The 12,871-nt window shown below is 67.4% G+C and carries 9 protein-coding genes and 2 pseudogenes; 7 read left to right on the top strand and 4 right to left on the bottom strand.

Annotated features, from left to right (window positions below; translation table 11 throughout):
• A pseudogene (locus ACFKCF_RS13300) lies at positions 1 to 392 on the top strand (DNA-directed RNA polymerase subunit beta); the annotation flags it as partial.
• 17 nt (positions 393 to 409) lie between these two features.
• Complete coding sequence (locus ACFKCF_RS13295) at positions 410 to 4,285, top strand: DNA-directed RNA polymerase subunit beta' (protein ID WP_394493384.1); 3,876 nt, start codon at positions 410 to 412, stop codon at positions 4,283 to 4,285.
• Between the two features lie 1,864 nt (positions 4,286 to 6,149).
• Here ACFKCF_RS13295 and ACFKCF_RS13290 read toward each other — a convergent pair.
• A complete protein-coding gene (locus tag ACFKCF_RS13290; protein WP_394493382.1) occupies positions 6,150 to 6,581 on the bottom strand; it encodes a helix-turn-helix domain-containing protein in 432 nt (143 codons plus the stop codon).
• A gap of 239 nt (positions 6,582 to 6,820) precedes the next feature.
• On the opposite strand from ACFKCF_RS13290, the gene ACFKCF_RS13285 reads away from it, so the two are divergent.
• Positions 6,821 to 7,333: a hypothetical protein gene (locus ACFKCF_RS13285; protein WP_394493380.1), complete on the top strand. Its 513-nt coding sequence runs from the start codon at positions 6,821 to 6,823 to the stop codon at positions 7,331 to 7,333.
• A 4-nt stretch (positions 7,334 to 7,337) separates the two neighbouring features.
• The gene (locus ACFKCF_RS13280) at positions 7,338 to 7,496 is read left to right on the top strand and encodes a hypothetical protein (protein ID WP_394493403.1); all 159 of its coding nucleotides are present in this window, start codon (positions 7,338 to 7,340) and stop codon (positions 7,494 to 7,496) included.
• 305 nt (positions 7,497 to 7,801) lie between these two features.
• Here the strand turns inward: ACFKCF_RS13280 and ACFKCF_RS13275 are convergent.
• The 3 genes and pseudogenes from ACFKCF_RS13275 to ACFKCF_RS13265 form a co-directional block, all read right to left on the bottom strand.
• Positions 7,802 to 7,918 (bottom strand): annotated as a pseudogene (locus ACFKCF_RS13275) (hypothetical protein); the annotation flags it as partial.
• The gene (locus ACFKCF_RS13270) at positions 7,888 to 8,052 is read right to left on the bottom strand and encodes a transposase family protein (protein ID WP_394493401.1); all 165 of its coding nucleotides are present in this window, start codon (positions 8,050 to 8,052) and stop codon (positions 7,888 to 7,890) included. The pseudogene ACFKCF_RS13275 and the gene ACFKCF_RS13270, both read right to left, overlap by 31 nt.
• Before the next feature lie 299 nt (positions 8,053 to 8,351).
• Entirely contained in the window at positions 8,352 to 8,816 is a 465-nt protein-coding gene (locus tag ACFKCF_RS13265) for a hypothetical protein (protein ID WP_394493378.1), read from the bottom strand.
• Between the two features lie 1,044 nt (positions 8,817 to 9,860).
• Between ACFKCF_RS13265 and rpsL the strand changes: the two genes are divergently transcribed.
• The 3 genes from rpsL to fusA all read left to right on the top strand — a co-directional run bounded on the left by rpsL (position 9,861) and on the right by fusA (position 12,847).
• Complete coding sequence (rpsL, locus tag ACFKCF_RS13260) at positions 9,861 to 10,235, top strand: 30S ribosomal protein S12 (RefSeq protein ID WP_043623420.1); 375 nt, start codon at positions 9,861 to 9,863, stop codon at positions 10,233 to 10,235.
• A 2-nt stretch (positions 10,236 to 10,237) separates the two neighbouring features.
• Positions 10,238 to 10,708, top strand: coding sequence for a 30S ribosomal protein S7 (gene rpsG / locus ACFKCF_RS13255; RefSeq protein ID WP_043623423.1), 471 nt, complete (start codon positions 10,238 to 10,240; stop codon positions 10,706 to 10,708).
• 90 nt (positions 10,709 to 10,798) lie between these two features.
• Complete coding sequence (fusA, locus tag ACFKCF_RS13250) at positions 10,799 to 12,847, top strand: elongation factor G (RefSeq protein WP_394493399.1); 2,049 nt, start codon at positions 10,799 to 10,801, stop codon at positions 12,845 to 12,847.
• The last annotated feature ends 24 nt before the right edge of the window (positions 12,848 to 12,871 follow it).

Genomic DNA, 12,871 nt, shown 5'->3' with positions numbered 1-12,871 from the left:
GTCCGTACTCGATGATCACCCAGCAGCCGCTGGGTGGTAAGGCGCAGTTCGGTGGTCAGCGCTTCGGTGAGATGGAGGTGTGGGCGCTGGAGGCCTACGGCGCCGCCTACGCCCTGCAGGAGCTGCTGACCATCAAGTCCGACGACGTTCTCGGCCGGGTGAAGGTCTACGAGGCCATCGTCAAGGGCGAGAACATCCCCGAGCCCGGCATTCCGGAGTCCTTCAAGGTCCTCATCAAGGAAATGCAGTCGCTGTGCCTCAACGTCGAGGTGCTCTCCAGCGACGGCATGTCCATCGAGATGCGCGACACCGACGAGGACGTCTTCCGCGCGGCGGAAGAGCTCGGCATCGATCTGTCCCGGCGTGAGCCGAGCAGCGTGGAAGAAGTCTGAGGGGGAGATCGCACAAAATGCTGGACGTCAACTTCTTCGACGAGCTCAGGATCGGCCTCGCGACGGCCGACGACATCCGTCAGTGGTCGCACGGCGAGGTCAAGAAGCCCGAGACCATCAACTACCGCACCCTCAAGCCGGAAAAGGACGGGCTCTTCTGCGAGAAGATCTTCGGTCCGACCCGCGACTGGGAGTGCTACTGCGGCAAGTACAAGCGCGTCCGCTTCAAGGGCATCATCTGTGAGCGCTGTGGCGTCGAGGTGACTCGCGCCAAGGTGCGTCGTGAGCGGATGGGCCACATCGAGCTGGCCGCGCCGGTCACGCACATCTGGTACTTCAAGGGCGTCCCGTCGCGCCTCGGCTACCTGCTCGACCTGGCCCCGAAGGACCTGGAGAAGGTCATCTACTTCGCGGCCTACATGATCACGCATGTCGACACCGAGATGCGTGAGCGTGACCTGCCCTCGCTGGAGGCGAAGATCTCCGTCGAGCGGCAGCACATCGAGCAGCGCCGTGACGCCGACGTCGAGGCCCGGCAGAAGAAGCTCGAGGCCGACCTGGCCGAGCTCGAGGCCGCCGGCGCCAAGGGCGACCAGCGCCGCAAGGTCCGCGAGGGCGCCGAGCGCGAGATGCGTCAGCTCCGCGACCGGGCCCAGCGCGAGCTGGACCGGCTCGACGAGGTCTGGAGCCGCTTCAAGAACCTCAAGGTCCAGGACCTCGAGGGCGACGAGCTGCTCTACCGCGAGATGCGCGACCGCTTCGGCCGCTACTTCAAGGGCGGCATGGGCGCGCAGGCGATCCAGGACCGCCTGATCAGCTTCGACCTCGACGCCGAGGCCGAAAACCTGCGCGAGACCATCCGCAGCGGCAAGGGCCAGAAGAAGGCCCGCGCCCTCAAGCGGCTCAAGGTCGTGTCGGCGTTCCTCAACACCACCAACTCGCCGCGCGGCATGGTGCTCGACTGCATCCCGGTCATCCCGCCGGACCTGCGCCCGATGGTGCAGCTCGACGGTGGCCGGTTCGCGACCTCCGACCTCAACGACCTCTACCGCCGGGTCATCAACCGCAACAACCGCCTCAAGAGGCTTCTCGACCTCGGCGCGCCCGAGATCATCGTGAACAACGAGAAGCGGATGCTGCAGGAGGCCGTCGACGCGCTGTTCGACAACGGCCGTCGCGGTCGCCCGGTCACCGGTCCCGGCAACAGGCCGCTGAAGTCCCTGAGCGACATGCTCAAGGGTAAGCAGGGTCGTTTCCGGCAAAACCTGCTGGGCAAGCGAGTCGACTACTCCGGCCGTTCGGTCATCGTCGTCGGCCCGCAGCTCAAGCTGCACCAGTGCGGTCTGCCCAAGCAGATGGCGCTGGAGCTGTTCAAGCCGTTCGTGATGAAGCGGCTGGTGGACCTCAACCACGCCCAGAACATCAAATCGGCCAAGCGCATGGTCGAGCGCGCCCGCCCCGTGGTGTGGGACGTGCTCGAAGAGGTCATCACCGAGCACCCGGTGCTGCTCAACCGCGCTCCGACGCTCCACCGCCTGGGCATCCAGGCGTTCGAGCCGCAGCTGGTCGAGGGCAAGGCCATCCAGATCCACCCGCTCGTCTGCACCGCGTTCAACGCGGACTTCGACGGCGACCAGATGGCCGTGCACCTGCCGCTGTCGGCTGAGGCCCAGGCCGAGGCGCGCATCCTGATGCTCTCGACCAACAACATCCTCAAGCCGGCCGACGGCAAGCCCGTGACGATGCCCACCCAGGATATGGTCATCGGCCTCTACTGGCTGACCACCCAGAAGGAGGGCGCGCTGGGCGAGGGCCGCGTGTTCGGCTCGATCGCCGAGGCGCAGATGGCCTTCGACCGCCGCGAGCTGGAGATTCAGGCGAAGATCCAGATCCGGATGAAGGACATCCTGCCGCCGCGCGACTGGGTCGCGCCCGAGGGCTGGGAGCAGGGCGACCCGATCCGGCTGGAGACCACGTTCGGCCGGTGCCTGTTCAACCTGACGCTGCCCGACAGCTACCCGTTCGTCGACTTCCAGGTCGGCAAGAAGCAGCTGTCCACGATCGTGAACGAGCTGGCGGAGACCTACCCCAAGATCGAGGTCGCCGCTTCGCTCGACGCGCTCAAGGACGCCGGCTTCCGCTGGGCGACGCGCTCCGGTGTCACGATCTCGATCGAGGACGTCGTCGCGCCGCCGAACAAGACCGACATCATGGAAAACTACGAGCGCCGGGCCGACAAGGTCCAGCGGGAGTACGAGCGTGGTCTGATCACCGACGAGGAGCGCCGTCAGGAGCTCATCGAGATCTGGACGCACGCGACGGCCGACGTCGAGACCGACATGGTCAACGCCTTCCCGGCGACCAACCCGGTCTGGATGATGGTCAACTCCGGCGCCCGTGGTAACAAGATGCAGGTCCGGCAGATCGCCGGCATCCGCGGCCTGGTGTCCAACACCAAGGGTGAGACGATTCCGCGGCCGATCAAGGCCTCGTTCCGCGAGGGCCTGTCGGTGCTGGAATACTTCATCTCCACCCACGGTCAGCGGAAGGGTCTGGCCGACACCGCCCTGCGTACCGCCGACTCGGGCTACCTGACCCGTCGTCTGGTGGACGTGGCGCAGGACGTCATCGTGCGCGAGATCGACTGCGGCACCGACCGCGCCGTCCCGCTGCACGTCGGCGAGCGCGACGCGTCGGGCAACCTGGTCAAGGCCGAGAACGCCGAGTCCAACGTGCACGGCCGCATCCTGGCCGAGGACGTCGAGGTCGACGGCAAGGTCATCGCGGCGGCGGGTGTCGACATCAACGACAACCACGTCACCGCGCTGGTCGAGGCCGGCATCGAGACCGTCCGCACCCGCAGCGCGCTCGTCTGCGAGGCCAAGATCGGTGTCTGCGCGACCTGCTACGGCCGCTCGCTGGCCACCGGCAAGCTCGTGGACGTCGGCGAGGCGGTCGGCATCATCGCCGCCCAGTCGATCGGTGAGCCGGGCACGCAGCTGACCATGCGTACGTTCCACACCGGTGGTGTGGCCGGCGCCGACATCACCCACGGTCTGCCCCGTGTCACGGAGCTGTTCGAGGCGCGCATCCCCAAGGGTGTCGCCCCGATCTCCGAGGCCGAGGGCCGGGCTCGCATCGACGAGACCGACAAGACCAGGAAGATCGTCATCACTCCGGACGACGGCTCGGAGGAGATCGCCTACCCGGTGTCGATGCGCTCGCGCCTGCTCGTGCAGGACGGTCAGCGGATCACGGTCGGCCAGCAGCTCGTCGCCGGTGCGGTCAACCCCAACGAGGTGCTGCGCATCCTCGGCCCGCGGGCCGTGCAGCTGCACCTGGTGGCGGAGGTCCAGCAGGTCTACCGGTCGCAGGGTGTGTCGATCCACGACAAGCACATCGAGATCATCGTGCGGCAGATGCTCAAGCGCGTGAACGTGCTCGAGTCCGGTGACACCGACCTGCTGCCCGGCGAGCTCGTGGAGCGGCCGCGCTTCGAGCTGATGAACCGGGAGACGGTGGCGGAGGGCGGCTCGCCGGCCGCCGGCCGTCCGGTCCTCATGGGCATCACCAAGGCGTCGCTGGCCACCGAGTCGTGGCTGTCGGCGGCCTCCTTCCAGGAGACGACCAGGGTGCTGACGGACGCGGCGATCCACGCCAAGTCCGACTCGCTGCTGGGCCTGAAGGAGAACGTCATCATCGGTAAGCTCATCCCGGCCGGCACGGGCATGCCCCAGTACCGCAACATCCGGGTGGAGCCGACCGAGGAGGCCAAGGCGGCCATGTACACCGTGGGTGGCTACGACGGCTCGGCCGCCGACTACACCTTCGGGACGGGCAGCGGCGAGGCGGTTCCTCTGGAGGAGTACGACTTCGGTCAGTACAACCGGTGATGTTCTTCTAGTCGCCGGGTAACGCGCCCGGGCCCCGATTCTGGGGCCCGGGCGCGCTGCTATCCCGGCTCTTTTGGTACGGCGGGGCACGGTGGGGCTCGGGCTCATCCGGTAGGTCGGGGGCTCAAAATCCTCCGGTACGGCGGGGCGCGGCTCATTCGGTAGGGCGAGGGCTCAAGATCATTCGGTTACGGCAGGGCACGGTGGGCGCCACTCGCCGTACGGGGCTCGTGGCCCTCCAGGAGACGCCTCTGACCCTTCACCGGCCGACCGCCGCAACGGCGCCCGCTTGACCGACTCCATGGCTTCTCCCCACCGACCGCACGGCGCGCGCCCGCACACGCCGCATGCCGCGCACGGGTTGCACTCCGCCCCGCCTGGCTCAGGCACCCGCCGCGCACCGGCCGATGGCGCGCGTTCGCCGCAGGCCCCGTACGGACCGCAGGCCGCGCCTGCCGCTGCCGCGCCCAGCCCACAGTACGGCGGTCCGCGCACGTGAGTCGTTCGTCTCCCCATGGCCGCCGTCACCCGCCCGGCCAGTGGCGGGTCGGCGAAATCGGGCACCTGGAGGGACATGAGCCGGTCCGACCAGGTGCGGAACAGGTCGCGGTCGGAGGGCGGGACGTCGAGCAGCTCGGCGACGGCGGTGACAGGCAGGGGGTAGGCCAGGCCCTCGACCAGGTCGAAGTCGGGGCCGGGGCAGGGCGTCGAGGAAGCCGTCCTCGGTCGCGGCGATGCGTGGTTCGAGAGCCGCGATGGAGCTCGGAGGGAAGGCCGTGGTGATCAGCCGGCGCTGGTGGCGGTGTTCGGGCGGGTCGATCATCGTGATGCCGCCCTGGCCGAACGGCTGCCGTCCCATCAGCCTGGTCCGGTCGGGGAGAGCCGCTCGTGGGCCGCCAGAACGGCGCGTACGTCGCCGTAGCGGACATCCCAGAGGAATCCCGTCAGACCGAGTGGGGCCACGCATCAGGCGCAGCCAGGCGAACAGGGACAGCCCGTCGCCAGCGACTGAAGGCGGCGCTGAGGTGGTTCCCATGGGGATCGTCATCGGGGCGCACGCTTGACGCGTACCGGCAGGCTCTTGACGCCGAACATGGGGTTGCACCAGCCGGTCGGTCCAGGTGCGGAACAGCTCGCGGTCGTGGATCGGGTCCCGCGCAGTTCGGCGATCACCATCACGGGCAGCTGAGGCGCGATCTTCACAACCAGGCCGAACTCGTCCTCCTCGTCGATCTCGTCCAGCAGCGCTGTGGTGAGCTCGGCGATCCGACGACATTTTCGGGGTGAACGCCTGGCTGATGAGTTTCTGGAGCTTTCGGCGTTCCGGCGGGTCGGTGAACATCAGGCTGCCCGCGCTGAACGAATCGCTGCCGGCCGGAGCAGGTTGATGTGAGAGAAGAATGTCGCATAATCCTAAATCGACCGCTATGCAGCCACATGCTGGAAACACGGAAGATGCCACATGCGTTGCGCCAGACCGGCTATTCGTTCCGCATCGTTCCGAGCCATTTGGGGAGGGCGTGGTCGCCGTCCGCGATAGGCGGCGAAAGTCGATTGGCATCGTCATCGTCGGGTCCGGCGGGACGTGCGTCTCGTTCATAATTGACTCCTAAGAGGGAGGTGGCCGAAGGCTGAGGGAATGAGTTTCGCCGGTATTTCGCCGCCGCCCCGTCGAAGATCTCGGCAGTACGGCGGGCGGCGATCGGTCAGTTCTTCGGCCGGGACCTGGGCGGTTAGAAGAAGTTCCTGATGAGGTCGGCCAGGTTGTCGGCGTGGGCCGCCAGATCGGTCGCGTCCCGGAGATGCTCGGCGTGCATGCGGAGCTTGATGAAACCGGAAAGCAGGGCGTCGAGCGTGAACGCATTCAGAGAGAATCGTGAAATAGCCAGAACCTGGTGAAGCGATAACACTGGAATCCGAGCTGCGGATCGTCGCAGGCTCTTCCGATCGTTTCCATGTCATAGGTGTAGAGCGTTCGGAAGAGTGGATGCTTGAACAGCTCGCTTGAGAACTCCGAGAGTCGTGCGGTGGCAAGACGAAGCGCTGCTGCTCGCGAAATATCACGGCAGAGTCCGACAATTTCCTGAATGGCAAGCGTTCTTATGAGGTCGTCTTCCGTGTCCCAACTGAGATAAATGTTGCCCTTGTCGATGGCCGCCCGCCGGGCGATCTCGTCCACCGTGGTCCGCTTGTAGCCGGATCGCAGGAACAGGCTCCTGGTGACGTCTATGGCCCGGCGTACGCGATCGTCGCTGGTCCTGGCACCCGTGCCGCGCGTCGAGACGGTGGTGCTCATGACTGGATGGCTTCTTCCCCGCAAACGCTGGTGAGCATGCAGCCGGTATTTCTTCCGGCCAAGAGGCTTTTCGGGACGAGCTCGACCTGTTCCGCGACCTGGCCGCTGGACCCCGCACGGGCGGGGGACCGCTCGTCGAACGGCTGCGCGCCGGAGGCTGACTCAAGATCACAGTCATCCGGAACGGCACGCCCCTTTACACGCTCGACCCGCTGTGCCCACCGCCGCCACGGCCGGCGGTGCCGGAGGGGCCGGTTCTGTCGAGGTTCGCCACGCTGCGGCGCAAGGGGGAAGCGCTGGTCGTCGGATCCCCGCCAGCCTGGGGCGACCTGTACGTCTACGAGCCTGGCCTGGTCGCCGACGTGGTCCGGCCCGGCGACGACGTCCTGCCCGACCTGGGGTTGGCCGGGCAGGCCCGGGTCCCAGGGGCTGAGGACCGGGAGCTGCGGTTGCGGAAGCGGACGCCGTACGAGCCGGGTGGAGCGGATGGCGGTGCACCTCGATGGGAGCAGGACCTGGCTGAACTGATCGCGGAGCTGCCCGACGAGCGGCACGCGTTCGTGGCGAGCCTGCTGACCACGTTGCGCGAGCGTGAGCTGGTCGAGGACGCGGGGGAGCGCGGCGTGCTGGCCTTGGCGCCCGGCACCACGTGCTCGCTACCGGCCGACGCCGAACGGTGCAAGCATCGGTGGCAGGCCCGGCGCTGCTCCTCCGCGTACGGGACGGGCACCGAGCGCGGGTTGCCCTCGTGACCTCGTGGCGGGCGGTGACGTGCTGCTGACTGCCCACGCGGTGTTCCTGGCCCCGCTCGCCGCCGTGGGCTACTCGGCCGAGGAGGCGCTGGTCGCGGGGTCGCTGGACCACTGTGCCGCGCTGGCCGGGCTCGACGGGCCGCGTCCGCTGCCTTCTCCATGACCTGATACGGGCGCTTCCCGGTGCCGCGGATCGACCCCGGCACGGCATGGGATCGCACCATCCCGCTGCAGGCCGCCGCGATCGCCGCGGAGACCGGCTATCGAGTCGAGCTGTACGACACGACGATGGAGCACGATATCCCCAGCGTGTGGGCGTGGACAGGGGCCGTGCACAGGACGTCGATGCGGGCAGGCCGCGCATGGTGTGCACCGCCGGGCCCATCTGGGGCCGAGGAAGGCCGTGCTTGGCGCGCTGAGCGCCCTCCGGCCGCCCTGCTTCGGCCGCGCCGCCGACACCACCGGCCACGACAGCCCATGATCGCGGGCGGACTGCACGATCGTGCGACCAGCATCGGCCACCGCCGCCCCGCTGGCCTGCCGTAAGCGCAGGGTCAGCCGGGCGCGGGCCGGGACCTGTGGCACCTGCTCGGTGAACGTCCCCGTGGGCAGCCCGGCTCATCGCAGTACCACCGGCGTTTGCGCCACCGCAGTTCGCACCGCCGTCCCGCGACGGGCAGATCTCGCGGCCGGGTGGTCACCCACTCCTTGACTCGCACGGCGAACACCCACACGCCGGACACGCGTGGGCTCGCTCATCAGCGGTCCCTAAGTGCACCGCTGGCCCACCGTCGCCGCGTTGACCTGCGGCGACGACCTCGACAACGGCCAGCCCTCCAGACCCGGCAACCGGGTCGTATCGTTGACCACGCTCGCGGCTCTTCTGTTGTGAATCTTGCTTCGACAACAGGAATGATCAACGAGAGCCGCGAGCTCTCTCAACGCTCGACCGCGCTCTCCTCGGACCGCGCAGGCTCAGGTCTCAACCCCGATCACGTTCGAGAGCCGGCAAACGCCTTCAGCCAAGCCCGGCAAATACGACCGAGCTACAGGGTGCGGACCTGCAGTGCGGTGTCAGTCGGGCGATGGGGACTTGGCAATGCTGCCTCACCTCGTGTCGTTCATAGAGCGAAGCCTGTTTGAGGAGTCGGCTGAGCAGAGCCGCGCGTTCGGTGTCGGCGGTCAGCGTGGTGATGCCGACTGGTATCTGCTGATCGGTAAGTGTCGCGGCAGTGGCGGTGCGCAGTGTGGCCGGAAGTCTGGTCTCAGCCTCTGCGGCCAGCACGATGTAGTCCTCGCCGTCCAGGAGGTAGCTCACCATCACGGTCTCGCCGGCGGGAGCAGCCGGTCCGGTGATGGTGAGGAGCTCCCCCGGCATGCCCTGGAAGCGATAGAGCACCACGCGGCCCCTGGAGACTGCGAACACCGCCTGATTGACGTAGCCGATGATGGACAACAGCGCGGTATCGATGGCCTGACGCACAGCGTTTCTCCTTCGCCGAGCAGCCTGCTCCATGTCCGGGCCAGTATCTCAGTCGGCAGGTTCGAAGGAGCGGGGCCGGGGCGGGTGGCCGGTTGGTCTTCCGTGCGGTTGGCTCAACCCCGCTCAAGTTCGAAGAGCCGCCATGCGGTGCAATCCGGTCACGGCCGTCGCCGCGCTGGTCCACCGGCTCGATCAGGCGGTGGTCACCGTGGGAACGGTGCGCGGGTGAGCGCGCGAACGTCGTCCGCACCTTCGCGGAGGACGGGATAACCGTCAGGGCCGCGACGGAGGACGCGGTGCCCCGGGCCGTCGCCCGCGCGTTGTGCGGTTGGCAGAGGAGATGGCGGGAGCTGGGGCCGCGCGGTGGTGGAGGAGCGGTGGGGGCCGGGGCAGCGTCAGGGTGCTGTCCGGCGTGAGCGACCCCACCGCCGCCGCTCTGGTACGCCGGGCCCACGAGGCCGCGCTCGGCACGGTCGTCACCGCCCCACCGGCGGCTCGTATGCGAGGACTTCCCCCTCTGCGGGGGTGCCCCCCGTCTACTGGTACGCGGGGGCGGTCCCACGCTCTGGCCTGGTCGGATGCCCGCATAGTGGGACTTTCTGGCCCGACCACGGACCCGCGCTGAGGGAAGGGGTTACCGTCATGCAAATGGCTGCCCTGGCAGTCCTTGCGAACCCGTCACAGTTCGCCCCTCCATCCCGATATCATGGATGCGGAGCAGTAGCCGAGCACTGATGAAAACGGTCTCGGCGTCCTGGAGTGGCAAGGCTTGTCCGCTTTGCCGCGCCGCTTTGACGTGTCGCAGAGGCCTGGGTAGTCTTGAGCTTCGTGCCCGTCTCTAGCGGGCTCTCGACCGTGCGCTCATTGCGGGCGCGGGACGGCTTCCTGGCTCGTAAACCTCGCGGGACGTCTGCGTGAATAGCGCGACACGCCCGAGCGCGGGGGCACCGAGACAAGAAAAATCAGCAGGTCATGACACCGGCAGCACCTGCGAAATGCATCACAACTGACGTAACACCGGCCAAGGCACGAAACGGAGTGGCAGTGCCCACTATTCAGCAGTTGGTCCGCAAGGGCCGGCAGGACAAGGTCGCGAAGACCAAGACTCCTGCCCTCAAGGGGAGTCCGCAGCGGCGCGGCGTGTGCCAGCGCGTGTACACCACCACCCCGAAGAAGCCCAACTCGGCACTGCGCAAGGTGGCCCGCGTTCGGCTCACGAACGGCATCGAGGTCACGGCCTACATCCCGGGTGTGGGTCACAACCTCCAGGAGCACTCCATCGTGCTCGTGCGTGGCGGTCGTGTGAAGGACCTGCCCGGTGTTCGCTACAAGATCATCCGCGGCTCGCTGGACACCCAGGGTGTCCGCAACCGCAAGCAGGCCCGCAGCCGCTACGGCGCGAAGAAGGAGAAGAGCTAACAATGCCTCGCAAGGGTTCTCCTGGCCGTCGTCAGCTCATGTCTGACCCGGTTTACAGCTCGCCCCTGGTGACCGCCCTGATCAACAAGGTGCTTCTCGACGGCAAGCGCTCCATCGCGCAGTCCATCGTGTACGGCGCCCTCGAGGGTTGCAGGGAGAAGACCGGCAACGACCCGGTCGTCACCCTGAAGCGCGCGCTCGACAACGTCAAGCCGACTCTCGAGGTCCGCAGCCGCCGCGTCGGTGGCGCCACGTACCAGGTGCCGGTCGAGGTGCGCGCCGCGCGCAGCACCACCCTGGCCCTGCGCTGGCTGGTGCAGTACTCCCGCGCCCGCCGCGAGAAGACCATGACCGAGCGCCTCATGAACGAGCTCCTCGACGCCAGCAACGGCCTTGGGGCGAGTGTCAAGAAGCGCGAGGACACCCACAAGATGGCCGAGTCCAACAAGGCCTTCGCCCACTACCGCTGGTAACCCCGGCGGGTTCGACGAGACGACGAGGACGCGAGAGAAGTGGCCACCACGACCGCTCTTGACCTGGCCAAGGTCCGAAACATCGGGATCATGGCCCATATCGACGCGGGCAAGACCACCACGACCGAGCGCATCCTGTTCTACACCGGCATCAACTACAAGATCGGTGAAGTCCACGAGGGCGCTGCCACGATGGACTGGATGGAGCAGGAGCAGGAGCGCGGCATCACGATCACGTCTGCCGCGACCACCTGTGAGTGGATCGGTCACACCATCAACATCATCGACACCCCGGGTCACGTCGACTTCACCATCGAGGTGGAGCGCTCGCTGCGCGTCCTCGACGGTGCCGTCGCCGTGTTCGACGGCGTCGCGGGTGTCGAGCCGCAGTCGGAGACGGTGTGGCGCCAGGCTGACCGCTACGACGTCCCCCGGATCTGCTTCGTCAACAAGATGGACCGTGTCGGCGCGGAGTTCCACCGCTGCGTCGACATGATGATCAGCCGTCTGGGCGCGACCCCGGCTGTCATCCAGCTTCCGTGGGGCGTTGAGGCCGACTTCAAGGGCGTCATCGACCTCATCAAGATGAAGGGTTACATCTGGAGCGCCGAGGCGGCCAAGGGCGAGATGTACGACACCGTCGACATCCCGGCCGACCACGCCGAGGCCGCTCGCGAGTGGCGTGACCGGCTCATCGAGACCGTCGCCGAGAACGACGACGAGCTGATGGAGCTCTTCCTCGAGGGCGTCGAGCCCACCGAGGAGCAGCTGGTCGCGGCCATCCGCCGCGCCACGCTGGCCAGCGCCATCAACCCGGTGCTCTGCGGGACCGCGTTCAAGAACAAGGGCGTGCAGCCCCTGCTCGACGCGATCGTCGCCTTCCTCCCCGCCCCGACCGACATCCCGGCCTTCAAGGGCCACGCGGTCGGCAACGAGGACAAGGTCGTCGAGCGTCACGCGGACCCGAGCGAGCCGTTCTCCGCTCTGGCGTTCAAGATCGCCAGCGACCCGCACCTGGGCAAGATCACCTACATCCGCATCTACTCGGGCACGCTCGAGGCCGGTTCACAGGTCGTCAACTCTGTGAAGGGCAAGAAGGAGCGGATCGGCAAGATCTACCAGATGCACGCCAACAAGCGCGAGGAGCGCCCGACGGCCATCGCCGGTCAGATCGTCGCCGTCATGGGTCTGAAGGACACCACGACCGGTGACACGCTGTCCGACCCGTCGAACCAGGTCGTGCTCGAGTCGATGACGTTCCCGGCTCCGGTCATCAACGTCGCCATCGAACCCAAGACCAAGGGCGACCAGGAGAAGCTGTCGACCGCCATCCAGCGGCTGGCCGAGGAGGACCCGTCCTTCCAGGTCCGCCGTGACGAGGAGACCGGTCAGACGGTCATCTGGGGCATGGGCGAGCTTCACCTGGAGATCCTCGTCGACCGTATGCGTCGCGAGTTCAAGGTCGAGGCCAACGTCGGGCGTCCGCAGGTCGCCTACCGCGAGACCATCCGCCGCAAGGTGGAGAAGATCGACTACACCCACAAGAAGCAGACCGGTGGTTCCGGTCAGTTCGCGCGGGTGATCATCGACCTCGAGCCGCTCGGCGAGGGCAACGACGGCTACGAGTTCGAGAACAAGGTCACGGGTGGCCGCGTCCCGAGGGAGTACATCCCGTCGGTCGATGCCGGCGCCCAGGAGGCCGCCGAGTTCGGCGTGCTGGCCGGCTACCCGATGGTGGGCGTGAAGGTGACGCTCCAGGACGGTGCCGCGCACGACGTCGACTCCTCGGAAATGGCCTTCAAGATCGCCGGCTCGATGGCCTTCAAGGAGGCCGCGCGCAAGGCGGACGCCGTTCTTCTCGAGCCGATGATGGCCGTCGAGGTCACCACGCCCGAGGACTACATGGGTGACGTCATCGGTGACCTCAACGGTCGCCGCGGGCAGATCCAGGCGATGGACGAGCGTGCCGGTGCGCGCGTCGTCCAGGCGCTCGTGCCGCTGTCTGAGATGTTCGGCTACGTGGGTGACCTGCGTAGCAAGACGCAGGGGCGCGCGAGCTACAGCATGCAGTTCGACTCCTACTCGGAGGTGCCCCCGGGCATCGCCAAGGAGATCGTCGCGAAGGCCCGGGGCGAATAAGTCCAGGTCCTGAGGTGGCTGGGG

The organism is Nonomuraea sp. JJY05, from assembly GCF_043496855.1.
Lineage (GTDB): Bacteria > Actinomycetota > Actinomycetes > Streptosporangiales > Streptosporangiaceae > Nonomuraea.
Note: the sequence above shows the minus strand (reverse complement) of the source record. Positions and strands in the feature narration are given on the sequence as shown.